Origin of the sequence: Nonomuraea sp. NPDC048916, assembly GCF_040649575.1 — a bacterium.
In the GTDB taxonomy this organism is placed as follows: Bacteria; Actinomycetota; Actinomycetes; order Streptosporangiales; family Streptosporangiaceae; genus Nonomuraea.
In genome coordinates, this window is record NZ_JBEZFS010000007.1 from 182,122 (window position 1) to 206,014 (window position 23,893).

General features: G+C 71.9%; 18 protein-coding genes. 11 read left to right on the forward strand and 7 right to left on the reverse strand.

The window, feature by feature from the left end:
* The first annotated feature begins 98 nt into the window (after nt 1-98).
* The 4 genes from AB0C16_RS09410 to nrfD are packed head-to-tail and all read left to right on the forward strand — an operon-like array spanning nt 99 to nt 7,582.
* Complete coding sequence (locus tag AB0C16_RS09410; protein ID WP_357680683.1) at nt 99-2,633, forward strand: heavy metal translocating P-type ATPase; 2,535 nt, start codon at nt 99-101, stop codon at nt 2,631-2,633.
* Nucleotides 2,634-2,662: 29 nt separating this feature from the next.
* Nucleotides 2,663-5,842 carry a formate dehydrogenase gene (gene fdh / locus AB0C16_RS09415; RefSeq protein WP_357680685.1) on the forward strand — a complete coding sequence of 1,060 codons (3,180 nt, stop codon included), beginning with the start codon at nt 2,663-2,665 and terminating at the stop codon, nt 5,840-5,842.
* The gene (locus tag AB0C16_RS09420; protein ID WP_357680687.1) at nt 5,835-6,626 is read left to right on the forward strand and encodes a 4Fe-4S dicluster domain-containing protein; all 792 of its coding nucleotides are present in this window, start codon (nt 5,835-5,837) and stop codon (nt 6,624-6,626) included. Before fdh ends, AB0C16_RS09420 begins: the two co-directional genes overlap by 8 nt.
* Complete coding sequence (gene nrfD, locus AB0C16_RS09425) at nt 6,623-7,582, forward strand: NrfD/PsrC family molybdoenzyme membrane anchor subunit (protein WP_357680689.1); 960 nt, start codon at nt 6,623-6,625, stop codon at nt 7,580-7,582. The genes AB0C16_RS09420 and nrfD overlap by 4 nt, the downstream gene beginning before the upstream one ends.
* A gap of 216 nt (nt 7,583-7,798) precedes the next feature.
* Here nrfD and selD read toward each other — a convergent pair whose 3' ends face one another.
* Complete coding sequence (selD, locus tag AB0C16_RS09430) at nt 7,799-8,773, reverse strand: selenide, water dikinase SelD (protein WP_357680807.1); 975 nt, start codon at nt 8,771-8,773, stop codon at nt 7,799-7,801.
* Nucleotides 8,774-9,086: 313 nt separating this feature from the next.
* Between selD and selA the strand changes: the two genes are divergently transcribed.
* The 4 genes from selA (at nt 9,087) to fdhA (ending at nt 14,410) form a co-directional block, all read left to right on the forward strand.
* A complete protein-coding gene (gene selA / locus AB0C16_RS09435; protein ID WP_357680691.1) occupies nt 9,087-10,376 on the forward strand; it encodes an L-seryl-tRNA(Sec) selenium transferase in 1,290 nt (429 codons plus the stop codon).
* On the forward strand, nt 10,376-12,142 hold the full coding sequence (locus AB0C16_RS09440) for a SelB C-terminal domain-containing protein (RefSeq protein ID WP_357680693.1): 1,767 nt from the start codon (nt 10,376-10,378) through the stop codon (nt 12,140-12,142). Before selA ends, AB0C16_RS09440 begins: the two co-directional genes overlap by 1 nt.
* Before the next feature lie 66 nt (nt 12,143-12,208).
* Nucleotides 12,209-13,132: an MIP/aquaporin family protein gene (locus AB0C16_RS09445; protein WP_357680695.1), complete on the forward strand. Its 924-nt coding sequence runs from the start codon at nt 12,209-12,211 to the stop codon at nt 13,130-13,132.
* A 54-nt stretch (nt 13,133-13,186) separates the two neighbouring features.
* A complete protein-coding gene (fdhA, locus tag AB0C16_RS09450; protein ID WP_357680697.1) occupies nt 13,187-14,410 on the forward strand; it encodes a formaldehyde dehydrogenase, glutathione-independent in 1,224 nt (407 codons plus the stop codon).
* A gap of 81 nt (nt 14,411-14,491) precedes the next feature.
* Here the strand turns inward: fdhA and AB0C16_RS09455 are convergent, their stop codons facing one another.
* On the reverse strand, nt 14,492-14,779 hold the full coding sequence (locus AB0C16_RS09455; RefSeq protein ID WP_357680699.1) for a hypothetical protein: 288 nt from the start codon (nt 14,777-14,779) through the stop codon (nt 14,492-14,494).
* A 188-nt stretch (nt 14,780-14,967) separates the two neighbouring features.
* On the opposite strand from AB0C16_RS09455, the gene AB0C16_RS09460 reads away from it, so the two are divergent.
* A complete protein-coding gene (locus tag AB0C16_RS09460; RefSeq protein WP_357680701.1) occupies nt 14,968-15,348 on the forward strand; it encodes a metalloregulator ArsR/SmtB family transcription factor in 381 nt (126 codons plus the stop codon).
* Nucleotides 15,349-15,525: 177 nt separating this feature from the next.
* On the forward strand, nt 15,526-16,521 hold the full coding sequence (locus AB0C16_RS09465; protein ID WP_357680703.1) for a cation diffusion facilitator family transporter: 996 nt from the start codon (nt 15,526-15,528) through the stop codon (nt 16,519-16,521).
* 33 nt (nt 16,522-16,554) lie between these two features.
* Here the strand turns inward: AB0C16_RS09465 and AB0C16_RS09470 are convergent, their stop codons facing one another.
* Genes AB0C16_RS09470 through AB0C16_RS09490 form a run of 5 tightly spaced genes read right to left on the reverse strand, consistent with a single transcriptional unit; the run spans nt 16,555 to nt 21,007 of the window.
* Nucleotides 16,555-17,307 (reverse strand): response regulator transcription factor, encoded by a 753-nt coding sequence (locus AB0C16_RS09470; RefSeq protein ID WP_357680705.1) that lies wholly within the window; start codon nt 17,305-17,307, stop codon nt 16,555-16,557.
* Nucleotides 17,308-17,329: 22 nt separating this feature from the next.
* Complete coding sequence (gene pstB / locus AB0C16_RS09475) at nt 17,330-18,157, reverse strand: phosphate ABC transporter ATP-binding protein PstB (RefSeq protein ID WP_357680809.1); 828 nt, start codon at nt 18,155-18,157, stop codon at nt 17,330-17,332.
* Nucleotides 18,158-18,186: 29 nt separating this feature from the next.
* Complete coding sequence (gene pstA, locus AB0C16_RS09480; protein WP_357680707.1) at nt 18,187-19,077, reverse strand: phosphate ABC transporter permease PstA; 891 nt, start codon at nt 19,075-19,077, stop codon at nt 18,187-18,189.
* On the reverse strand, nt 19,077-20,015 hold the full coding sequence (gene pstC, locus AB0C16_RS09485; protein ID WP_357680709.1) for a phosphate ABC transporter permease subunit PstC: 939 nt from the start codon (nt 20,013-20,015) through the stop codon (nt 19,077-19,079). Before pstC ends, pstA begins: the two co-directional genes overlap by 1 nt.
* Nucleotides 20,015-21,007: a PstS family phosphate ABC transporter substrate-binding protein gene (locus AB0C16_RS09490; protein ID WP_357680711.1), complete on the reverse strand. Its 993-nt coding sequence runs from the start codon at nt 21,005-21,007 to the stop codon at nt 20,015-20,017. Before AB0C16_RS09490 ends, pstC begins: the two co-directional genes overlap by 1 nt.
* A 729-nt stretch (nt 21,008-21,736) precedes the next feature.
* Between AB0C16_RS09490 and AB0C16_RS09495 the strand changes: the two genes are divergently transcribed.
* Nucleotides 21,737-23,833, forward strand: coding sequence for a PEP/pyruvate-binding domain-containing protein (locus AB0C16_RS09495; protein ID WP_357680713.1), 2,097 nt, complete (start codon nt 21,737-21,739; stop codon nt 23,831-23,833).
* Nucleotides 23,834-23,893: the final 60 nt, after the last annotated feature.

A 23,893-nucleotide genomic window follows, 5' to 3' on the forward strand; every position in this document is an offset into this window, starting at 1 on the left:
TGTTTGTAGGCATCTAGCCTGATGCTTACTACTATTTGCCATGGTCGATCTTTTGCCGCCCGATGGGTAGGCATCCCTGGACCCGGATGGAGGCAGCCATGGTCACGGAGGAGTTCAAGGACCGGAGCACGGCGGTGCTCGACGTGCGCGGCATGTATCGGGCCTCGGAGCGGGCGGTGGTGGACAAGGTCCTGCGGCGGCGTCCCGGTGTGCTCGACGTGGAGGTGAACCCCGTCGCGCAGGCGGCGACCGTGGTGTTCGATCCCCGGGTGACCTCGGTGGCCGACCTGCGCCGCTGGGTTCGGGAGTGCGGCTATCACTGCGCGGGGCAGTCGGTTCCCGCGCACATCTGTGACCCGATGGCCGAACCCGACCCTCCGGGTGGGGAGCGGGATCACCCGGACACTACGGCCGTTCAGGAGACGGGCGCGACGGCGGTTCTGGACAGACGGGCCGACCGGGAAACACGGCCCGCGTCCCGCCGTACGGCGGTGCCGGGCCACGAGGAGCACGCTCCGTCCCCGCACGAGGTGATGGGCCAAGAAAAGCGCGAAGAGCACGAAGACCACGAAGAGCGCGAAGACCACGGAGAGCACGAAGACCACGGAGAGCGCGAAGATCGCGGCGGGCACGACGGGCATCACGGGCATCACGGGCACGGCGACATGTCGATGGCGGCGATGGCAGCCGACATGCGCAACCGGTTCCTGGTCGCCGCCGTGATGTCGCTGCTGATCATGATCTGGTCGCCGATGGGCCGCGAGATGTTCGGCCTGGGCATGCCGGTGCCGTTCGGCCTGCGCGAGGACGTGTGGGCGCTGCTGCTCAGCCTCCCGGTGGTCTTCTACTCCTCGTGGATCTTCTTCGCCGGCGCGGTCCGCGCGTTGCGGGCGCGCACGCTGGACATGATGGTGCTGGTCGCCGTGGCGATCGGGGCCGGCTGGCTCTACTCGGTCTACATCACGCTCACCGGCGGCGGCGAGGTGTTCTACGAGGCCGCCACGATGCTGGCCACCTTCGTGCTGCTCGGACACTGGTTCGAGATGCGGGCCCGGGGCGGCGCGAACGACGCGGTCCGGGCGCTGCTCGATCTGGCCCCGCCCAGAGCGGTGGTGATCCGCGACGGCGAGCAGGTGGAGATTCCCACCTCCGAGGTCGTGGTCGGAGACCTGATGCTGATCCGCCCTGGCTCGAAGATCGCGGTCGACGGCGAGGTCGTCGAAGGCGAGAGCGAGGTGGACGAGTCGATGGTCACCGGCGAGAGCCTGCCGGTGCACAAGGCTCCCGGCTCCGAGGTCGTCGGCGCGACCATCAACAGAAACGGCACGCTGCGGGTGCGGGCCACCAAGGTGGGCTCCGACACCGCGCTCGCACAGATCGTCCGGCTGGTCCAGGAGGCGCAGAACTCCAGGGCGCCCGGGCAGCGGCTGGCCGACCGAGCGGCCTTCTGGCTGGTGCTGGTGGCGCTCGTCGGCGGCGCGCTGACGTTCGTCGCCTGGCTGCTGGGCGGGGCCACGGCCGGCACGGCGGTGCTGTTCGCGATCACCGTGGTGGTCATCACCTGCCCCGACGCGCTGGGCCTGGCCACGCCCACCGCCATCATGGTGGCCACCGGGATGGGGGCCGGGCGCGGCGTGCTGTTCAAGAACGCGATGGCCCTGGAGACCGCCGCACGCGTCCAGGCCGTGGTCATGGACAAGACCGGGACCCTGACCAGGGGCGAGCCCGAGGTCACCGACGTGGTCACCGACGGGTTCGACGAGGGTGAGCTGCTGCGCCTGGTCGCCGCCGTCGAGCGCGAGTCGGAGCACCCGCTGGCCGAGGCCATCGTCCGCCACGTCCCCGGCCCGGTCCCGCGAGCCGAGAAGTTCGAGAACATCCCGGGCCATGGCGCCGTCGCCCGGGTCGGAGACCACCGAGTCGTCGTCGGCAACCGGCGGCTCATGGAGAAGGAGGGCGTCGAGCTCGGCGCCCTGGCCGCCCGGCGAGACGAGCTCACCGCCGGCGGACGTACGGCGGTGATCGCCGCCGTCGACGGGCGGGCGGCCGGCGTCATCGGCATCGCCGACGCGCCACGTGAGACCTCCGCGGCGGCGGTCACCGCGCTGCACGAGGCCGGCATGGAGGTGATCATGCTGACCGGCGACACGGAGGCCACCGCCCGCCGGATCGCCGAGCGCCTCGGCATCGACACCGTCATGGCCGAGGTCCTGCCCGGAGACAAGGCGGCCAGGATCGCCGAGCTCCAGCGCGGCGGACGCAAGGTGGCCATGGTCGGCGACGGCGTCAACGACGCGCCCGCCCTCGCCCAGGCCGACGTGGGCATCGCGATCGGCGCGGGCACCGACGTCGCGATCGAGACCGCCGACGTGGTGCTGATGCGCTCCGACCCGCTGGACGTGCCCGTCGCGCTGGCCATCGGCCGGGGGACCCTGCGCAAGATGCGCCAGAACCTCGCCTGGGCGGTGGGCTACAACGCCGTCGCGCTGCCCATCGCGGCCGGTGTCTTCCAGCCCGCGTTCGGCCTGGTGCTGCGCCCCGAGATCGCGGCCCTGTCGATGTCCGGGTCCAGCGTTCTCGTCGCGGTCAACGCGCTCTTGCTCAGGCGGCTGCGTCTGCCGGGCGGCGATTAACCCCGGCAGATGGGGGCAGCAACCGTATCGTGGCAGGTAGGGGCTTGTTTTCCCGGTGGCCGGTGATCCGGCAGCTCCTGGGCGAGGACGGCAGGAGAGACGCCGCGCGGTCGGCGCGCACCGATGCCCTGCGCCCGCGCACCGAGCGGGCCGACACGGTCGCCCGGTCCGTCTGCCCCTACTGCGCGGTCGGCTGCGGTCAGCTCGTCTACGTCAAGGACGGCCGGGTCAGCCAGATCGAGGGCGACCCCGACTCACCCATCTCCCGCGGCCGGCTCTGCCCCAAGGGCTCGGCCAGCAAGCAACTCGTCACCCATCCGGGCCGCCAGACCCACGTGCTCTACCGGCGGCCCTACGGCACCGAGTGGGAGCCGCTCGACCTCGAGACCGCGATGGAGATGATCACCGATCGGGTGCTGCGGACCCGGCGGGAGACGTGGCAGCAGACCGACGAGGGCAAGGTCGTGCGCCGCACCATGGGCATCGCCGGCCTGGGCGGGGCGACGCTCGACAACGAAGAGAACTACCTGATGAAGAAGCTCTACACCGCCCTCGGCGCGATCCAGGTGGAGAACCAGGCGCGCATTTGACACTCCTCCACCGTCCCCGGTCTGGGGGCCAGCTTCGGGCGTGGCGGCGCGACCACCTACCAGCAGGACCTGGCGGGTGCGGACTGCATCGTCATCCAGGGCTCCAACATGGCCGAATGCCACCCCGTCGGGTTCCAGTGGGTGATGGAGGCCAAGGCGCGCGGGGCGAAGGTGTTTCACGTGGATCCACGGTTCACCCGCACCAGCGCGCTGGCCGACAGCTACCTGCCGATCCGCGCGGGGAGCGACATCGTGCTGCTCGGCGCGCTGATCAACCACGTGCTGGGCAACGGCCTGGACTTCCGTGAGTACGTACTGGCCTACACCAACGCCGCGACCATCGTGTCGGAGGACTTCCGCGACACCGAGGACCTCGACGGGCTGTTCTCCGGCTTCGACCCGGAGACGCGTACGTACGACCCAGCGAGCTGGTCGTACGAGGACGGCGCCGGAGGGGAGGCCGACGAGCGGGGGGAGAGCGCGCGGCGCCAGACGGAGGCCGCGGGAGCCGAGCGGTTCGGCGCGGGCGGAGCCGGCGCGCACCCCGCGCCCCGGACGGATCCGACGCTGACCCATCCACGCTGCGTCTACCAGATCCTCAAGCGGCACTTCGCCCGCTACACCCCGGAGCTGGTGGAGCGGCTGTGCGGCATCCCGGAGACCGACTTCGCCGAGCTGGCCGAGGCGATCACCGCCAACTCCGGCCGGGAGCGGACCACCGTCTGGGTGTATTCGGTCGGCTGGACCCAGCACACGGTCGGCGCGCAGTACATCCGCACCGCCTCGATCCTCCAGCTGCTGCTGGGCAACATGGGACGGCCCGGCGGCGGCATCCTGGCGCTGCGCGGGCACGCCAGCATCCAGGGCTCGACCGACATCCCGACCCTGTTCAACCTCCTGCCCGGCTACCTGTCCATGCCCCACGCCCACCGGCACGAGGGCCTGGACGACTACCTGGAGCGGGAGGGCGGCGAGACCGGCTTCTGGGGCAACCGGCGCTCCTACCTGGTGAGCCTGCTCAAGGCGTGGTGGGGCGAGGCCGCCACCGAGGAGAACGACTTCTGCTTCGACTACCTGCCGCGCCTGACCGGCGACCACGGCCACTACACGACCGTGATGGGCCAGATCGACGGCACGGTGAAGGGCTACTTCGTGACAGGGGAGAACCCGGCGGTCGGCTCCTCCGGCGGCCGGGCGCAGCGGCTCGGCCTGGCCAACCTCGACTGGCTGGTGGTGCGCGACCTGACGCTGGTGGAGACGGCGACCTTCTGGCGGGACGGGCCCGAGCTGGAGACCGGCGAGCTGCGCACCGAGGACATCGCCACCGAGGTGTTCTTCCTGCCCGCGGCGAGCCACGTCGAGAAGGAGGGCACGTTCACCAACACGCAGCGGCTGCTGCAGTGGCGGGAGAAGGCGCTCGACCCGCCGGGCGACTGCCGGAGCGACCTGTGGTTCTACTACCACCTCGGCAAGCGGATCAGGCAGCGGCTGACCGGCGACGAGATCGACCGGCCGCTGCGCGAGCTGACCTGGGACTACCCGGAGGAGGGCGAGCACGCGGAGCCGTCGGCGGCGGCCGTGCTGCGCGAGATCGGCGGCGTCGGCCCCGACGGGCGGGCGCTGTCGGCCTACACCCAGCTCAGGCCGGACGGCTCCACCCGGTGCGGCTGCTGGATCTACTGCGGGGTCTACGCCGACGAGGTCAACCAGGCGGCCCGCCGCCGGCCGGGACGCGAGCAGTCGCCCGCGGCGCTCGAATGGGGCTGGGCCTGGCCCGCCAACCGCCGGATCCTCTACAACCGGGCCTCCGCCGACCCCGAAGGCCGGCCGTGGAGCGAACGCAAGGCCTACCTCTGGTGGGACGCGGAGCGCGGCGAGTGGACCGGACACGACGTGCCCGACTTCGAGAAGGGCAAACCGCCCGGCTACCTGCCGCCCGAGGGCGCCAAGGCCGAGGACGCGCTGGCCGGAACCGACCCGTTCATCATGCAGTCGGACGGGAAGGGCTGGCTGTTCGCGCCGGCGGGCCTGGCCGACGGGCCGATGCCCGCCCACTACGAGCCGCACGAGTCGCCGCTCCACAACCCGCTCTACCACCAGCAGGCCAACCCGGCGCGCCGGATCTACCACCGTCCGGAGAGCCCCTACAACCCGCCGGAGTCGCCGCGGTTCCCGTACGTGCTGACCACGTACCGGCTCACCGAGCACCACACGGCGGGCGCCATGAGCCGGCCGCTGGCCTACCTCGCCGAGCTGCAGCCGGAGCTGTTCTGCGAGGTGTCACCCCAGCTCGCCGCCGAGGTCGGGCTGGCCAACGGCGGCTGGGCGACGATCGTGACCAGCCGGGCCGTGATCGAGGCCAGGGTGCTGGTCACGGGCAGGGTCCGGCCGCTGCGCGTCCAGGACAGGGTGATCCACCAGGTCGGCCTGCCCTACCACTGGGGGTGGGGCAGCGGTGGCCTGGTGACCGGCGACGTCACCAACGACCTGCTGCCGATCGTGCTCGACCCCAACGTCTACATCCAGGAGAGCAAGGCCATGACCTGCCATGTACGGCCGGGCAGGCGGCCGAGGGGCCGGGCGTTGCTCGACCTGGTGGAGGAGTACCGGTATGGCTGAGCGGATGGGCTTCTTCACCGACACCAGCGTCTGCATCGGCTGCAAGGCCTGCGAGGTGGCCTGCAAGGAGTGGAACGAGCTGCCCGACGACGGCTTCGTCTTCGAGGCGACCTCCTACGACAACACCGGGGCGCTCGGGGCGAGCACCTGGCGGCACGTGGCCTTCATCGAGCAGACGCGCGCGGTGCGGGTGGACGGTCACGAGGAGGACGTGGACCGCTGGCTGATGTCGTCGGACGTGTGCAAGCACTGCACGCACGCCGCGTGCCTGGACGTCTGCCCGACCGGCGCGCTGTTCCGCACCGAGTTCGACACGGTGGTGGTGCAGCCGGACGTCTGCAACGGCTGCGGCTACTGCGTGCCGGCCTGCCCGTACGGCGTGATCGACCGCAGGCAGGACGACGGGCGGGCCTGGAAGTGCACGATGTGCTACGACCGGCAGCTCGGCGGGCTGGAGCCGGCCTGCGCGAAGGCGTGCCCGACCGACTCGATCCAGTTCGGCCCGCTCGACGAGCTCCGCGAGCGGGCCGCGGCCCGGCTGGCGGGGTTGCACGCCGACGGTCACACCGAGGCTCGGTTGTACGGCGAGAGCCCCGACGACGGGGTGGGCGGCGCGGGCGCGTTCTTCCTCCTGCTGGACGAGCCGGAGGTGTACGGCCTGCCGCCGGATCCCGTGGTCACCACCCGTGACCTGCCGTCCATGTGGCGCTGGGCCGGGGCGGCGGCGGTCTCCCTGGCCGGAGCCGTGGCGGTCGCCTTCCTGGAGAGCAGGGTGCGACGGTGAAGCGGGAACGGGCGGTGGTGCCGGAGGCCGAGTTCCGGTCCTACTACGGGCGACCGGTGATCAAGGCTCCGATCTGGCACGAACCCCACATGCCGACATATCTATACCTGGGCGGAATGTCGGGGGCGTCGTCGGTGATGGCGATCATGGCCAGATACACCGGGCACCCGACGCTCGCCCGCACCGCCAGGATCGCGGCGGCAGTGGGGTCGGCCGCCGGCGCCGGCCTGCTCGCCGCCGAGCTCGGCAGGCCCGAACGCTTCCTCAACATGCTGCGCCTGTTCAAACCCACCTCGCCGATGAGCGTGGGCTCCTGGATCCTGGCCGCGCAGGGCGGCCTGTCGGCGCTCGCCGCCTCCTCCGAGCTGACCGGAATCCTCCCCCTCGCGGGCGACGCGGCCGTGCTGGCCACCGGCCTGACCGGCCCGCTGACCGCGACCTACACCGCGGTGCTGGTCGCCGACACCGCGGTGCCCGCCTGGCACGAGGCCTACCGGGAGCTGCCCTTCCTGTTCGCCGGGAGCGCGCTGGCCAGCGCGGGCGCCGTCGGCATGCTGGCCGTGCCCCGCGCCGAGGCGGCTCCGGCCCGCGTCGTGGCGGTGACGGGGGCCGCCGTCGAGACCGTCGCCGGCGTGGTGATGGAACGCCGCCTGGGCCTGGCCGGCGAGCCGTACCGGCTGGGGCGGGCGGGCCGCCTGATGCGCGCGGCCCGCGTGCTGACCGTCGGCGGCGCGGCCCTCGCCGCGGTCGCCGGGCGCGGCCGGGCGCTCGGTGTCCTGTCCGGCCTGGCCCTCACCGCCGGAGCCCTGTGCACCCGGTTCGGGATCCTGGAAGCGGGCAGGGTCTCGGCCGCCGACCCGAAATACACCGTCACGCCCCAACGGCAACGCCTCGACGCGCTCGCCGGGCCGAGCGCGGCTTCGCCGGCCGAGCGCCAACCCGCCAACCCGGCCTAACCCCCCGACCCAGCCGCACCGAGCCTGCACCGAACGCGTCGCGAGCCGCGGAGCCGGTCGGGGTCGCCGAACGCGTCGTGAGCCGCGGAGCCGGTCGGGGTCGCCGAACGCGTCGTGAGCCGCGGAGCCGGTCGGGGTCGCCGAACGCGTCGTGAGTCGCGGAGCCGGTCGGGCCCACCGAGCGGGTCGCGAGCCGTGGGACCGGTCGTGCGTTTCTTAGCGCAGTCGCAGGGCGGATCCGTCGAAGGGGACGAGCTCTCCGATGACGGGGGCGCCGGGGATCTCACCGGCCAGCAGCAGGCCGCCGGAGGTCTGGGCGTCGGCCAGCAGCAACAACTCCTCCTCGGCGAAGCCGCCGGGGTCGAGGTGCGGCTCCACCCAGGCCAGGTTGCGGCGCGTGCCGCCGCTGACGTAGCCGTCGCGTACCGCCTCGCGAGCCCCTTCCAGGTAGGGGACGGCGGCCACGTCGACCAGCGCCGTCACGCCGCTCGCCCGCGCCAGTTTGTAGAGGTGGCCGAGCAGACCGAAACCGGTCACGTCCGTGGCGCACTCCACGCCGGCCGCGAGCGCCGCCCGTGAGGCGTCACGGTTGAGCATGGTCATCGAGGCGACGGCCTGAGCGAACACCTCACCGGTCGCCTTGTGCCGGGAGTTGAGCACCCCGACGCCGAGCGGCTTGCTGAGGGAGATCGGCAGCCCCGCCCGGCCCCCGTCGATGCGCAGCAGCCGGGAGGGATCGGCCAGGCCGGTGACGGCCATGCCGTACTTGGGCTCCGGGTCGTCGATGCTGTGGCCGCCCGCGACGTGGCAGGAGGCGGCCCGGGCCACGTCCAGGCCGCCGCGCAGCACCTCCTTGGCCAGTTCCAGGGGCAGCACCGCCATGGGCCAGCCGAGCAGGTTGACCGCCACCAGCGGCTGCCCGCCCACCGCGTAGACGTCCGACAGGGCGTTGGCCGCCGCGATGCGTCCCCAGTCGTAGGGGTCGTCCACCACGGGCGTGAAGAAGTCGGCCGTGGCCACGATCGCCCGGCCGTCCTCGACGCGGACCACGGCGGCGTCGTCACCGTCGTCGAGCCCGATGACCAGGTCGCCGCCCGGGGAGGACGCGCCGAGCAGATCCGCCACGACGGTTTCCAGATCGCCGGGCGGAATCTTGCAGGCGCAGCCGCCTCCGTGGGCGTACTGCGTCATCCGGACCGTGCTCGGCCCGACCCGCGTCGTCGTGTCGGTCACGTCGCCTCCTGGATCTGCCGGGCTCGCGTGGTGGTGTCGGTCACGTCGCCTCCTGGATCTGCCGGGCTCGCGTGGTGGTGTCGGTCACGTCGCCTCCTGGATCTGCCCGGCCCGCGTCGTCGTCTCCGTCATGTCGTCTCATTCGAACTCGGTCGCGGGCACGCCGCCGCCCGGCGTGCCATCCATGCCGTACCCGCCCAGGAGCGAATTGTCCCGCGATCTTCGGCAAGGCGGGTTCTGTTCCGGTCCGTGGCCGTTCTATGTTCGAGTTGTGGACCTTCGAAGGCAGGTGCCTCGCACCGATGCCGTGCTCGCCGACCCGCGCCTTGTCTCGGCGGCGGCACGTCTCGGCCGGTCGGTCGTCAAGGACGCGGTGACCCGCGCCCAGCAGCGGGCGCGTGAGGGCGAGATCCGCCCCGGCGAGGTGGCGGACGAGGCGGTGGCGGCGCTTCCGCCGCACGCCGCGAGCCTGCGGGCGGTGATCAACGCGACGGGCGTGCTGATCCACACCAACCTCGGCCGGGCGGCGCTCTCGCCCGCCGCGATCGCGGCGACGGCGGCCGCCGCGGGGCCGGCGGACGTGGAGTTCGACCTGGCGACCGGCGCCCGGGCCCGGCGCGGGCGGGGGGCGCTCGACGCGCTCGCCACGGCGGTCCCCGAGGCCGAGGACGTGCACGTCGTCAACAACAACGCGGCGGCGCTCGTCCTGGTGGCCACCGTGCTGGCCGCCGGGCGGGAGATCGTGATCAGCCGGGGTGAGCTGGTGGAGATCGGCGACGGGTTCCGCATCCCCGACCTGCTCGTCTCCACCGGGGCGCGGTTGCGCGAGGTCGGCACCACCAACCGCACCTCGTACGACGACTACGCGGCGGCCGTGGGGCCGGAGACCGGCTGCGTGCTCAAGGTGCACCCGTCGAACTTCCGGGTCGAGGGTTTCACCGGCTCCGTCGAGGTGCCGGCGCTCACCGGGCTCGGCGTGCCCGTCGTCGTCGACATCGGCTCCGGCCTGCTCGCCCGCGAGCCGCTGCTGCCCGACGAGCCCGACGCGGCGACCGTGCTCAGGGCGGGGGCCCACCTGGTGACCGCCAGCGGCGACAAGCTCCTCGGCGGGCCGCAGGCGGGGCTGCTGCTCGGCCGGCGCGAGCTGGTCGAGCGGTGCAGGCGCCATCCGCTCGCCCGCGCGCTGCGGGTCGACAAACTGACTTTCGCGGCGCTGGAGGCCACGCTGCGCGGTCCCCTCGTCCCGGTCCGGCAGGCGCTGCACGCGGATCCGGCCGCGCTCGGCGACCGCGCCGCCCTGCTCGCCGGCAAGCTGGCCGCGGCCGGGGTCGACGCGCGGGCGGTGCCGAGCGAGGCGACGGTGGGGGGCGGCGGAGCCCCGGGCGTGACGCTGCCGAGCGCCGCCGTGAGCCTGCCCGAGCGCCTCGCGGTGCCGCTCAGGACCGGCGAGCCACCGGTCGTCGGCCGGATCGAGGGCGGGCGGCTGCTGCTCGACCTGCGCGCCGTCCCCGCCGAACGCGACGACGACGTGACGCGCGCGATCCTCCGGGTGAGCGGCTGATGCACGTCGTCGCCACCGCGGGCCACGTCGACCACGGCAAGTCCACGCTGGTGCGGGCGCTCACCGGGATGGAGCCCGACCGGCTGGAGGAGGAGCGGCGGCGCGGGCTGACGATCGAGCTCGGTTACGCCTGGGCGGCGCTGCCCTCGGGCCGGGTGCTCGCCTTCGTGGACGTTCCGGGCCACGAGCGCTTCCTGGGCACGATGCTGGCCGGGGTCGGCCCGGTGCCGGCGGTCATGTTCGTGGTGGCCGCCGACGAGGGCTGGATGCCGCAGTCGGAGGAGCATCTGGTGGCGCTGGAGGCCCTCGGCGTACGGCACGGCCTGCTCGTGGTGACCCGCTGCGACCTCCGCGACCCGGCGGCGGCGATGGAGCAGGCACGTGACCGCCTGGCCGCGGCCGGTCTGGCCGGAGTCGAGACGCTCGCGGTGAGCGGACGCACCGGCCAGGGCGTCGCGGAGCTGAGGGAGGCCCTGGACCGGCTGGCCGCCGCGCTGCCCGCACCGGATCCGGAGGCCCCGGTGCGCCTGTGGGTCGACCGCGCGTTCACGGTGCCGGGCAGCGGCACCGTGGTGACCGGCACGCTGCCCGAGGGCACGATCTCGGTGGGAGACCGGCTGGAGCTGGACGGCGCGCCTGCCGGGGTCAGATCCCTGGAGTCCCTGAAGGAGCCGCTGGCCTCGGTGAGCGGGGTGGCCAGGGTGGCCGTCAACCTGCGTGGACGGGGCCTGCCGGAGCGCGGCCAGGCGCTGGTCACGCCCGGCCGGTGGACCCACACCGACCTGGTCGACGTCCGGATCTCCCCGGTGGGGCCGGCGGGGGACGAGCTGCCCGGCCGGCTGACCGCGCATATCGGGTCGGCCGCGGTGGTGTGCGAGTCACGGCCGCTCGGCGGGCGAGTCGTCCGGCTGCGCCTGGCCCGGCCGCTGCCGCTGCACCTCGGTGACGTGCTGCTGCTGCGTGACCCCGGCCGCGACCGGGGCCAGGTGCGGGTGCTGGCCGGGGCGCGCGTGCTCGACGTGCGCCCCCCGGCACTGCGCCGCCGGGGTGCGGCGCGGGTCCGCGCGGCCCTGCTGGAGCCGGCCGCGCCGGACGCCGCCTCGGCGCTGCGCGCCCACCGGCTGCTGCGAGCGGGCGACCTGCTCGCCATGGGCGCCGCCCCGGGCGGCAGCCCGGTGTGCGGCGACTGGCACGCCGATCCGGAGTACTGGGCCGAGCTGGGCGAGCGGCTGGCGGAGGTGGCGAGGCGCCACGCGGCGGAGCATCCGCTGGAGCCCGGCATGCCGATCGAGGCGGCCCGGCACGAGCTCGGCCTGCCCGACCGGCGGCTGGTCGCGGCCCTGGTCAGGCCGCCGCTGGCGGTCGCCGAGGGCCGGATCCTGAGCCGCCCGCCGGGCCTGCCGACGCCCGTGGCGACGGCGGTCGAGCGGCTCGGCCTGGAGCTGGCCGCGACTCCCTTCCAGGCGCCGGAGGCCGGGCGGCTGGCCGAGCTGGGGCTGGGCGCCCGGGAGCTGGCGGCGGCCGTACGAGCCGGGCGGCTGCTGCGCGTGGGCGAGGGCGTCGTGCTGCTGCCCGGCGCCGACGCCCGCGCGGCGGAGCTGCTGCGAAAGCTGCCCCAGCCGTTCACGGTCAGCCAGGCCAGGCGCGCTCTCGGCACCAGCCGCCGGGTGGCGGTCCCGCTGCTCGAACACCTCGACCGCAGCGGGCTCACCGAGCGGGTGGACGAGCTCCACCGCCGCTGCCGGATGTCGTCGCCAGGTCGCTGAATGGCTCGAGGAGAGCTGGGTATAGTCCGAAATCAAGGCACAAAACCATCGTCATCGGGGGTTGCGATGGTTGGAGACCTGCCGCGGCGTCTCGTCGCGGAAGCCATCGGGACGATGTTGCTCGTCCTCTTCGGGGCCGGCTCGATCGTGGCCGCGCTGGTGCTCGGCAAGGGTCAGCTCGACTATGCCGGGCTGGGCATCATCTCGCTGTCGTTCGCCGTGGTCGTGGCGATCGTCATCTACGCGTTCGGCAGCACGTCGGGCGCGCACATCAACCCCGCCGTCACCGTCGCCCTCGCGGTGGGACGCCGGTTCTCCTGGGCCGAGGTGCCGCTCTACATCCTCGCCCAGCTCGTCGGCGCGTTCGCCGGGGGGCTGCTCATCGTGGCCGGGTTCGGGCGGCGGGCGGTCGACCTGGCCGGGGTCGGGCTGACCAAGCTCGGCGAGGGCGTCAGCTATGGGCAGGGCATCCTGCTGGAGGCACTGGGGACGTTCCTGCTGCTGCTCACGATCATGGCGCTGGCCGTCGACCGCCGGGCGCCGAGCGGCTGGGCCGGCCTGGTCATCGGCCTGGCCGTGGCCTGCGAGATCTTCCTGATCGGCCCGTTCACCAACGGCTCGGTCAACCCCGCCCGCACCTTCGGGCCGTACCTGACGAACAGTTTGTTCGGCGGCAACACGCCATGGGCGGAGTTCGGCGTCTACATCCTGGGCCCGGTCATCGGCGCGGTGCTCGGCGTGGTCGTCTACGACCTCGTCGCCCGCCCGGTGCGCGAGGTGCCCGAGACGGCCGAGCAGGGCACCGCCGGAGAGATCGTCGGCGCCCGGGAACCGCTGGACACCGTGCCGGAGGGGACAGGAGGGGACGACGCGCCCGAGCGGGACGCCGTGTGCGAGATCCCGGAGGCTCGCGGCTCGCAGGACAACCGCATCCGCGACCGCGCGGCCCACGGTGTCCGCAGGCGCTGGCGTCCGGGCCACGGGAGGTGATGCGCGCTTCGTGAAGACCGCCCAACGATCACTTCGTGCGAGGGAAGGAACGTCATGCCTGGCAACAGAGCCGTCGTATACGAAGGCCCGGGCAAGGTCGAGGTACACGAGATCAGCTATCCCGAGTTCGAGCTCAAGGACGGCCCGGGGGTCAACCCGGCCAACGTGGGACGCAAGCTGCCGCACGCCGCGATCCTCAAGACCGTCGCGACGAACATATGCGGCAGCGACCAGCACATGGTCCGCGGTCGCACCACGGCTCCGCAGGGGCTCGCCCTAGGGCACGAGATCACCGGTGAAGTGGTCGAGACCGGGCCGGACGTGGAGTTCATCAAGGTCGGCGACCTCGTGTCCGTCCCGTTCAACATCTCCTGCGGCCGCTGCCGCAACTGTAAGGAGGGCAAGACCGGCATCTGTGAGAACGTCAACCCCGACCGGCCGGGCTCGGCGTACGGCTACGTCGACATGGGCGGCTGGGTCGGCGGGCAGGCCGACTTCGCCCTGGTCCCGTACGCCGACTGGAATCTGCTCAAGTTCCCGGACAAGGACCGGGCCATGGAGAAGATCCTCGACCTCGCCATGCTCTCGGACATCTTCCCGACGGGCTACCACGGCTGCGTGAGCGCCGGTGTGGGGCCGGGATCGACCGTCTACATCGCGGGCGCGGGCCCGGTGGGGCTGGCCGCGGCCGCCTCCGCGTTCCTGCTCGGGGCCGCCGTGGTCATCGTCGGCGACCTGAACAAGGAGCGGCTGGACCAGGCCCACAGCTTCGGCTGCGAGACCGTCAACGTGGCACTCGGGGAGCCGGGCGACCAGATCGAGCACATCCTCGGCGTGCCGGAGGTCGACTGCGCCGTCGACGCGGTGGGCTTCGAGGCCCGCGGCCACGGACGCGAGTCGGAGGAGGAGCACCCGGCCACCGTGCTCAACACGCTCATGGGCGTCACCCGGGCGGGTGGCGCGCTGGGCATCCCCGGCCTGTACGTGACCGGGGACCCGGGGGCGCGTGAGGACGCGGCCAAGCACGGGGCGTTGTCGATCCGGATCGGTCTCGGCTGGGCCAAGTCGCTCAGCTTCGCCACCGGCCAGTGCCCTGTCATGAGGTACAACCGGCAGCTCATGATGGCGATCCTGCACGACCGGGTGCAGATCGCGAAGGCGGTCAACGCCACGCCGATCCCGCTCGACCAGGCGCCGAGGGGCTACCACGAGTTCGACGAGGGGGCTGCTCGCAAGTACGTGCTCGACCCGCACGGCATGCTCACCTCGGTCTCCTGACGGAGCGCCGTCCCCGCGAGCGACGCGCGGCCCGCGCCGCTCGCGGTGGAGTGCCCGGGGACGGCACGGGCCGGCTACGGATCAGTCGGCCCGCATGTCACGGTGTCGCAGGCCGACCAGGCCGACCAGGCCGACCAGGCCGGCCACGGCGGCCCGGATCTCGGCGGCCTCCTGCGGGGTGAGAGCAGGGCGCGGTAGAGCAGCCGCTCGCCCGCCGGGGTGGACAGGTCGGCGCCGAGGCCCCTGGTGCTCGTGCAGGATCCCGATGGCCAGCCCCATGGCGGTGATCACGGTCGACCGGGCCCTGGCGTCGACGTCGGAGGGGTCGGTGCGGCGTTCGTCGGCTTCGGCGAGCCACTCCTCGCCCATCCATGACGACCATCTCGTCGAACAGCGGCGCTACCTGCCCTTCGACGAGGGCTCGCGCCAGGTAGCGCCGGTACGGGCCCACCACGGCCAGGGGGGTCGGACTTCCGGGGGCGACGCCATCCCCGACTTGACGGTCACCACCGGGTCGTACCTATGGTCTTCATGTGAAGGCTTCTTCAGGTAACGAGGTGTCCGACATCGAAAGCTGCAGCGCCCGCGTGGTCGACGGGGAGCGCGTGGCCCTGGTGTCCTCCCGCATGCCCGCCGACGGCGATCTGGCCGACACGGCCGACGTCTTCGGGTTGCTCTCCGATCCCGGCCGGCTCCGGCTGCTCCTCGCGTTGCTCGAAGGCGAGCTCTGCGTCTGCGACCTGGCCGTGGTGAGCGGGCTGAGCGAGTCGGCCACCTCTCACGCGCTGCGGCTGCTCCGGGCGCACCGTGTGGTCTCGGTACGGCGGGCCGGCCGGATGGCCTACTACCGGCTCGACGACGCGCACGTCCGGATGCTGCTCGACGTGGCCGTGGCCCACACCGAGCACACCCAGGCCGTGCATCCCGAGCGGGACTGACCGCCGGGACGGGTGTCAGGGCGGGCGTCAGGATTGACAGAACCGGATTCAATCCTGCACCCTCACATATGAGCAATCATTCATGCGTTGAGTGACGTCGTGCCCGCAGGGCAGGAGAGCAGTACGCTCCTGCCCTGCGGTGACGTGCGCGGATGCCCAATACGAGAGGACACGACCATGGCCGGTCTCGACCACAGCCAGCACAAGGGGCACGGTCATGGGCAGGGTCACGGGCACGGCCACGGCGTCACCATCGACGCGGACCGGCGCTACCTCGGCGGCGCGCTGGCGTTGATCGTCGGGTTCATGGCGATCGAGGTCGTCGTCGGCGTGATGGCCCAGTCGCTGGCCCTGATCTCCGACGCCGGCCACATGCTGACCGACGCGGTGGCGATCATCCTCGCCCTGGTCGCGATGCGGATAGCCGCCCGGCCCCCGCGTGGCGGCTTCACCTACGGGCTGAAGCGGGCGGAGATCATCTCGGCGCAGGTCAACGGCATCACGTTGCTGCTGCTGAGCGCGTACTTCATCTACGAGGGAATCCGCCGGGTCATCGAACCGCCACACGTGGAAGGCGTCTACGTGGTGGTGACCGGTCTGGCCGGCATCGCCGTCAACCTGGTGGCCACCTGGCTGCTGTCGCGCGCCAACCGGTCCAGCCTGAACATCGAGGGCGCCTACCAGCACATCCTCAACGACCTGTTCGCGTTCACCGCGACCACGGTGGCGGGCGCCGTCGTGTGGCTGACCGGGTGGGCCCAGGCCGACGCCCTCGCCGCCCTGGTGGTGGCCGGGCTGATGCTGAAGGCGGGCTGGGGGCTGGTGAGAGACTCCGGGCGGGTGTTCATGGAGGCCGCGCCGGTCGGCATGAACCCCGCCGAGATCGGGCAGCGGGCCGCCGCGCTGGAGCACGTGGTCGAGGTGCACGACCTGCACGTCTGGGAGGTGACCTCCGGCTACGCCGCCCTGTCCGCGCACATCCTGGTCACGCCGGGTGTCGACTGCCACGCCGTACGGGTCGCCGCCGAGCGGCTGCTGCACGACGCGTACGGGATCGAGCACACCACGCTGCAGGTCGACCACGCCCCGGAGCGGCCCCTGCCTCACGGTGAGGCGGACGCCCACTGCGCCGACCCGCACGGTCCCGCGCACCGGGGCAGCTCGGCGATGTGACCCCCGTCACGGGCGCGGGGAGGCCAGGCGCCGTCACGGGCGCGGGGAGACCAGGCGGTAGCCGACGCCCCGGACGGTCTGGATCACGGTGTCGTCGGTGTCGCCGAGCCGCGCCCGCAGCCGTTTGACGTGCACGGCTATCGTGTTGGTCGCGACGTCGTCCCCGGAGGCGTGCCAGACGTGCCGCATGATCTGCTCGCGGGTGACGGTCCGGTCGAGGTTGCGCATCAGGTAGTGCAGCAGCTCGAACTCGCGGAGCGGCAGGTGCACGGCCGTGCCGTCGACCCGTACCTGGTAGGCGTTGAGGTCGAGCGCCAGGCCGCCGACCGTGATCACCCGGTGGGCGCCGGCCTCGCCCGAGGCGGTGGCCTGCAGCAGCGGCAGCAGCTCGTGCACCCGGTACGGTCTGGCGACGCAGGCCGTCGCCCCGGCGGCGAGCGCCTGGACCGCCAGCTCCGCGTGCCCTTCGCCCACGCCCAGGAGCACGGTCGTGGGCCGGCTCGCGCGCACCGCCCTGACGAAGTCGACGGCGCCGATGAGCGGAAGCGTGGCGCTGGCCAGCACGGTGTCCGGCCGGAGCGCTCCCGCCTGGATGAGCGCCTGGGCGCCGTCGGGCACGCCCGTGACGTCGACACCCTCCCGCCCCAGCGCCTCCGCGAGCTCCCGGACGCCGGCCGTGTCGGGGTCGGCCACCAGCAGCACGGGCGCTCCCGGCCGGGCTCGGGCCGGGTATTCGCCGTCGCGAGCCTGCTCGCCCCCGTCGAGTGGTGCCGGCGGCTGGGTCACCCGGGTCCTCCTCCGCGGTCGGTCACCCGAAGCGCCCGGTGATGTAGTCCTCGGTGCGCTTGTCGGTCGGGTTGGTGAAGATGCGGCTGGTCTCGTCGAACTCCACCAGGCGGCCGTGCCGCTCGCCGCGCTCGTCGACGTCGGCGGTGAAGAACGCCGTGCGGTTGGAGACGCGGGCGGCCTGCTGCATGTTGTGCGTGACGATCACGATCGTGAAGTCGCGCGACAGCTCCTGCATCAGGTCCTCGATCTTGGTGGTGGCGATCGGGTCGAGGGCCGAGCAGGGCTCGTCCATCAGGATGACCTCGGGCTTGACCGCGATCGCCCGCGCGATGCAGAGGCGCTGCTGCTGACCGCCCGACAGCGACAGGGCGTTCTGCTTCAGCTTGTCCTTGACCTCGTCCCACAGGGCGGCCTGGGTGAGCGCCTCCTCGACCAGGTCGTCCATCTTGCCCTTCATGCCGTTGACCCGGGGGCCGTAGGCGATGTTGTCGTAGATCGACTTGGGGAAGGGGTTCGGCTTCTGGAAGACCATGCCGATGCGCCGCCGCACCTCGATCGGGTCGACGTGCGCGCCGTAGAGGTCCTCGCCGTGGTACATGATCTTTCCGGTCGCGCGGGCGCCGGGGATGAGGTCGTTCATCCGGTTGAAACAGCGCAGCACGGTGCTCTTGCCGCAGCCGGAGGGGCCGATCATCGCGGTGATCTCACGGTTGCCGATGGTCAGGTCGACCTCGCGCACGGCCTCGTACTCGCCGTAGAAGACGCTGAGTTGAGAGACGGTGAAGACCGGGTCGAGGGCTTCGGCGTTGCGGGGGGTCACCGGGCCGCGGACCGTGACGTTGGGCATGGAGGTTCCAATCTCAGTCATCTCTTCCCTCACCAGCGCTTCTGGTAGCGGTTGCGGAGCCAGATGGCGACGGAGTTCATCAGCAGCAGGATCACCAGCAGGATCACGATCGCCGCCGAGGCCAGGATGTGGAATCCCTCGCGCGACTGGGAGATCCAGTTGAAGATCTGGATCGGCAGGACGGTGTAGCTGGCGAAGATCCCGTCCGGGTTGAACCTGATGAAGGACACGGCGCCCAGCATGAGCAGCGGCGCGGCTTCGCCGATCGCCCGGGACAGGGCGAGGATCGAGCCGGTCGCGATGCCCGGGATCGAGGCGGGCAGCACCTGCCGGGAGATCGTCTGCCACTGCGTCGCGCCCAGGGCGAGCGAGCCCTCGCGGATGGACGGCGGAACCGCGCGAATCGCCTCACGTGAGGCGATGATCACGATGGGCAGCACCAGCAGCCCGAGGGTGATCGACGCGGTGATCACGCTGAATCCCAGGCCGAACGTCCGGGCGATGATGCCGAGGCCCAGGATGCCGTAGACGATCGACGGGATCGCCGCCAGGTTCTGGATGTTGAGCTCGATGACCCGGTTCCACCAGCGGTTCTTGTCCGCGTACTCCTCCAGGTAGATCGCCGCGGCGATGCCCGTCGGCAGCGTGAGGAGCGCGGTGATCGAGATGACCCAGAGGGTGCCCGTGATGGCCGACTGGGCGCCGGCGATGTCCGGGTTGCGGACCGACGGCATGTTCTCCCACAGGCGGGAGTCGAGCCGCGGCCAGCCCTCGATGAGGACGTAGGAGACGAGCGCGAGCAGGAAGACGAACGCGATCGCCAGGCTCGCGATCAGGGCGATCCGGAACAGATGCTCCCTGATCGGCTGCCCCTTGCTCGCGAGCTGCACGGCCGAGCGCGGTGTCGAGAGAACGGCCATTACTCGTACACCTCACGGAACTTCCGCACCAGACGGGCGCTGACGTAGTTCATCGCGAACGTCATCACGAAGAGCAGTGAGCCGACCGCGAAGATGGTGTTGTAGTCGACGGTGCCGATGGGCACGTCTCCCGAGCCCGCCTGGGCGATGAACGCGGCCATGGTCTGCATCGCCTTGCCGAGGTCGAGGGTGAAGTTGGGCTGGCCGCCGCCGGCGATGTAGACGATCATCGTCTCGCCCGCGCCCCGCGAGATGGCGAGGATGACGGCGGCGACGATGCCGGAGAAGGCCGCCGGAAGCACCACCCGGAGCGAGGTGATCATCCTGGAGGCGCCCAGCGCGTACGAGCCCTCGCGGAGCCCGCTCGGCACCGCCGTCATCGCGTCCTCGGAGAGCGAGGCGACGATCGGGATGATCATGAAGCCGACGACGAGGCCCGCGCACAGGGCGTTGAAGATCTCGATCTCGAACGGCAGGACGCTCCGCAACAGCGGGGTGACGAAGCTCAGCGCGAAGAACCCGAAGACCACGGTCGGGATCCCCGCCAGCACCTCGAGCACCGGCTTGCAGATCTTCCTGACGCGTGGCCTGGCGTATTCCGACAGGTAGATGGCGGCGCCCAGGCCCAGTGGCACGGCCACCACGATCGCGATGCCGGTCGTGATGAGGGTCGCGCTGACCAGCGGCAGCACACCGTAGTGCGGAGGCTCGAAGAGCGGCCCCCAGTGCGTGGAGGTGAAGAACTCCACCGCGCTGACCTCGCCGAAGAACCTGATCGTGGGCTCCAGCAGCGACACGACGATGCCGATGGTCGTGGCGACGGAGAGCAGGGCGGCCAACAGGAGGACCGCCTTGACGGCCTGCTCGCCGTAACGCGGGCGCGACCGCGCCAGGGACTGGGGTGTCCCTGGCGCGGTCGCGGAGTGGCGGGCGGCCATTAGCCCGCCTGCGTCTTGAGCGCGGCGAGGTCGTTCTTGAGCTTGGCCTCCTGCTCGGCGTTCAGCGGGATGAACTTCGCATCCGTCGCGATCTTGTTGATGTTGTTGGCGTAGAAGTCGAGGAAGGCGGTGACCTCGGGCCTCTTCGTGGCCCCGGCCGACGGGTAGACGAACAGCGGCCGGGCCAGCGGGGTGTAGGTGCCGTTCTGCGCGGTCTCGACGCTCGGGGCGACGCAGCCGTTGCCGGAGTCGATCTCCACGGCCTTCAGCTTGTCGGCGTTCTCCTCGAAGTAGGTGAAGCCGAAGTAGCCCAGGCCGCCCTTGGAGCCCGTGACACCCTGGACGATGATGTTGTCGTCCTCGCTGGGGCTGTAGTCCTTGCGGCTCGCGCCCTCCTCACCGTTGATCTCGTCGGTGAAGTAGTCGAAGGTGCCCGAGTCGGTGCCCGGCCCGAACAACTTGAGCGGCTCGTCGGGGAACTTGGCGTCGACCTGCTTCCAGGTGGTCACCTTGCCCTCGGCCGCCGGCTCCCACATCTTCTTGAGCTGGTCGGTGGTGAGGCAGGTCACCCAGGTGTTCTCCTTGTTCACCACCACGGTGAGCGCGTCGGTCGCAACGGTCAGCTCGCTGTACTTGACGCCCTTGGCGTCGCACGCGGCCTTCTCCTCGTCCTTGATCGAACGGGAGGCATTGGAGATGTCGGTCTCGCCGTTGCAGAACTTCTCGAAGCCGCCACCGGTGCCGGAGGTGCCCACCGTGACGTTGATCTTCGGCTGCTCGTCGGCGAAGAACTCCGCGGCGGCGCTGGTCAGGGGAGCCACGGTGCTGGAGCCGTCAGCCTTGACCTGCCCGGTCAGCTCAGCGCCGGCCTGGGCGGCGGGAGCGGTGCCCTCCCCCGCGGGCGTGGTGTTGGTGCCGCCGCATGCGGCGGAAAGGGCCACAACGATGGCGGCCGTCGCCACCGCGCTGAGGCGGCGCTGTCCACTGGTCACGGTATGCGTCCTTCTCCGTAGTGAGATCAGGTTTCGGTACACCTAGATACAAACGGGAGAAAGTGAACAGACGGCGAACAGGTCATGACCGCGTCTGGAAGGAGCGGGCCAAGGCGCGTGAATCTATGCTCCACGTGGCCGCTCCTCGTGGCGGAGCCTCGCGAGTCAGTCGTCATCCCTTGTGCGGCGACGGGAGAGAAGGTCGTTGAAGAGCGTGGCGACGCCGACGGCGATGGCGAAGGGTGCGGCGAGAGAGGGCTGGAAGATCACCGCTCCTCCCGTGCCTGGATCGTAGGCGGAGAGTTCGTTCGATTCGAAAGGTTGTCCTCCCCGGTGCCGTCACGCGCTCGTCGCCGAGTCCCGGGCGTCGCGGGCCGGGGAACGGCCGGGCGGTTCCGGCGATCTCGCGTATACCCCCTACCCGTATAGAAAGCCTCTCGCGGGGCAAGGGGCGCGCGGTGATGCACCAGTACCACCACGACCACTGAACGGTGTGACGCGCCCGCCGGTCGGGCGACGCCGTGTCGGGCAGCGTGATGCGCCCGCCGGCCCGGCACGCCGACGACCGGCGCCGCCTCCGCCCTCATAGGTAGTGAGGCTATATCGGGGCTTTCGTCGACGCGTAAGCCGGAGTAGCGTCCCTATATATCGCAATGCTACGTAAGGAGCCGGCGATGGATGAGATCGGCGTCCCCGTGACCGGCGCGAGTCCACTCCCGAGGTGACACCATGATCGTCAGCCTGACCCAGGCGGCCGCGCGCGAACCGGCCACGGCCGGCACCAAAGCCGCCACCCTGGCCACCCTCGCGCACGAGGGTTTCCCGGTGCCGGACGGGTTCGTCGTGACCGGCGACAGCGAACCCACGATGGAGACGATCGGCCGGCTCGGCGGCGACAGGTTCGCGGTGCGGTCCTCGGCGGTCGCCGAGGACCTGCCGGACGCCTCCTTCGCCGGCCTGTACGAGAGCTACCTGAACGTGCCGCCCGAGCAGGTCGCCGATGCCGTACGCCGGTGCCGCGCCTCGGCAGGGTCCGAGCGGGTGATCGCCTACCGGCCGGCCGGCGGCGAGATGGCCGTGCTGGTCCAGCGGATGGTGGACGCGGAGGCGGCAGGGGTGGCCTTGACCGCGAACCCGGTCACCGGCGACCCCGGCGAGATCGTCATCACCGCTGTCCGCGGCCTCGGCGAGAGCCTGGTGTCCGGCGAGGCCGTGGGCGAGGAGTGGATCGCCCGGTCCGGCCGGCTCACCCCCACCCGACCGGCGGCGGTGCTCCAGCGACACCAGGCCGCGGCGGTGGCCGAGCTGGCGCGACGCGTGCGTGACCGGTTCGGCGGACCCCAGGATCTCGAATGGGCCATCGAGAACGGGCGGCTCTCCCTGCTGCAAGCACGGCCGATGACCGCACTGCCCGAGCCCGTCAGTTGGCAGCCGCCCGGCCCCGGGCTGTGGCTGCGCAACTTCCGCCTGGGCGAGTGGCTGCCCGACCCGGTCACGCCGCTGTTCGCCGACTGGCTGCTCGGACGGCTCGACGAGGGCTTTCGCCAGGGCATGAGGGAAACGGCGGGCGCGGTGGTGCCCTTCGCCCATGCCGTGGTCAACGGCTGGTACTACACCCGGCCCGTCCCCTCACTGCGATACCTCCCCGGCGCGATCCGCAGATCACGCGGCAGGCTGCTGCCCTTCATGCTCAACGCCCTGATCCGCCCCGAGCGAGACCCCGCCGGAGCCGATCGCGCCCTGCTGGATCGCCTCTACTGGCGATGGCGGGACGAGGTCCTGCCCGCCTACCGGTTGCTGCTCACACGACAGCCGCGGGACCCGGTGCGGCTCATCGACGACATCGGCCACATGGCCGGACGGCACCTGTGGTACCTCGCCATCGTCGGCGGGGCGGCCTGGAAGATGGAAGCCTGCCTGGCGACGTTCATCGAACACCACCACCTGGACCACGACGCGCAGGTCCTGCTGAGCGGCCTGCCGGGCACCAGCCGCTCGGTGCCCGCCCACGCCGTGCACAGCATCGACTGGTATCACCCCACCGCCGGCGAAACCAGGCCGCACCCGGCGCCGTCGACCCACGGCCCCCAGCTGCCCGGCGCCGTCGCCTCCGCCCCCGCCGCGGCCCGGGTCAGGGCCGAGCACGCCTGCCGCAAGGCGCTCGCCGACCGGCCCGAATCACTGTCTCGCTTCTCCGACATGCTGGCGACCGCGCAGCGCTACGCCGCCATCCGCGAGGAGCAGGCCCGCGAGCTCACCCTCGGCTGGCCGCTGATGCGCGACTGCCTGCGCCGGATGGGACAGGCCCTCCCGGAGCCCGACGACGTGTACTTCCTGACCCGGCGCGAACTCGACCGGCCGGCCGACGCCATCGACAGGATCCGCGAGCGGCGCTCGGCCTGGGAACGTCAGCGGCGTCTGATCGCCCCACTGACGATCGGCGCACCGCCGCCTCTCATCGGGCGGCGCCTGCAACGCTCACTGGGACTGATCCGCGCCGCCCGTACGGACTCGGCCCTCACCGGGCAGGGCGCCAGCGCCGGACGGGCCACCGGCCCGGTCCGCGTCGTGCGCGGACCCGACGACTTCGCCAAGGTCGCGCCCGGCGACGTGCTGGTGGCCCGTGCCACCGCGCCCGCCTGGACGCCGCTGTTCGCCACGGTCGCCGCCGTCGTCACCGACGGCGGCACCCTGGCCGCCCACGCCTCGCTCATCGCCCGCGAGTACGGCATCCCGGCCGTCGTGGCCACCGGCGACGCCACCGTACGGCTGCACGACGGCCAGATCGTCACCGTCGACGGCTCCCGGGGCCTGGTCGAGCTGTGAACAGCAGCCACCCCGCAGGCTTCGACGAAACGACCGCTTGCCAGAACATCACGAATTAGA

What these genes read in the sequence shown, in the direction of transcription:
- selD (WP_357680807.1), bottom strand. Translation starts at nt 8,773, where the DNA reads ATGACGCAGTACGCCCACGGAGGCGGCTGCGCCTGCAAGATTCCGCCC.
- AB0C16_RS09445 (WP_357680695.1), top strand. Translation starts at nt 12,209, where the DNA reads ATGGTTGGAGACCTGCCGCGGCGTCTCGTCGCGGAAGCCATCGGGACG.
- fdhA (WP_357680697.1), top strand. Translation starts at nt 13,187, where the DNA reads ATGCCTGGCAACAGAGCCGTCGTATACGAAGGCCCGGGCAAGGTCGAG.
- AB0C16_RS09440 (WP_357680693.1), top strand. Translation starts at nt 10,376, where the DNA reads ATGCACGTCGTCGCCACCGCGGGCCACGTCGACCACGGCAAGTCCACG.
- AB0C16_RS09465 (WP_357680703.1), top strand. Translation starts at nt 15,526, where the DNA reads ATGGCCGGTCTCGACCACAGCCAGCACAAGGGGCACGGTCATGGGCAG.
- pstB (WP_357680809.1), bottom strand. Translation starts at nt 18,157, where the DNA reads ATGCCCAACGTCACGGTCCGCGGCCCGGTGACCCCCCGCAACGCCGAA.
- pstC (WP_357680709.1), bottom strand. Translation starts at nt 20,015, where the DNA reads ATGGCCGCCCGCCACTCCGCGACCGCGCCAGGGACACCCCAGTCCCTG.
- AB0C16_RS09410 (WP_357680683.1), top strand. Translation starts at nt 99, where the DNA reads ATGGTCACGGAGGAGTTCAAGGACCGGAGCACGGCGGTGCTCGACGTG.
- AB0C16_RS09455 (WP_357680699.1), bottom strand. Translation starts at nt 14,779, where the DNA reads ATGGGCGAGGAGTGGCTCGCCGAAGCCGACGAACGCCGCACCGACCCC.
- AB0C16_RS09420 (WP_357680687.1), top strand. Translation starts at nt 5,835, where the DNA reads ATGGCTGAGCGGATGGGCTTCTTCACCGACACCAGCGTCTGCATCGGC.
- pstA (WP_357680707.1), bottom strand. Translation starts at nt 19,077, where the DNA reads ATGGCCGTTCTCTCGACACCGCGCTCGGCCGTGCAGCTCGCGAGCAAG.
- AB0C16_RS09495 (WP_357680713.1), top strand. Translation starts at nt 21,737, where the DNA reads ATGATCGTCAGCCTGACCCAGGCGGCCGCGCGCGAACCGGCCACGGCC.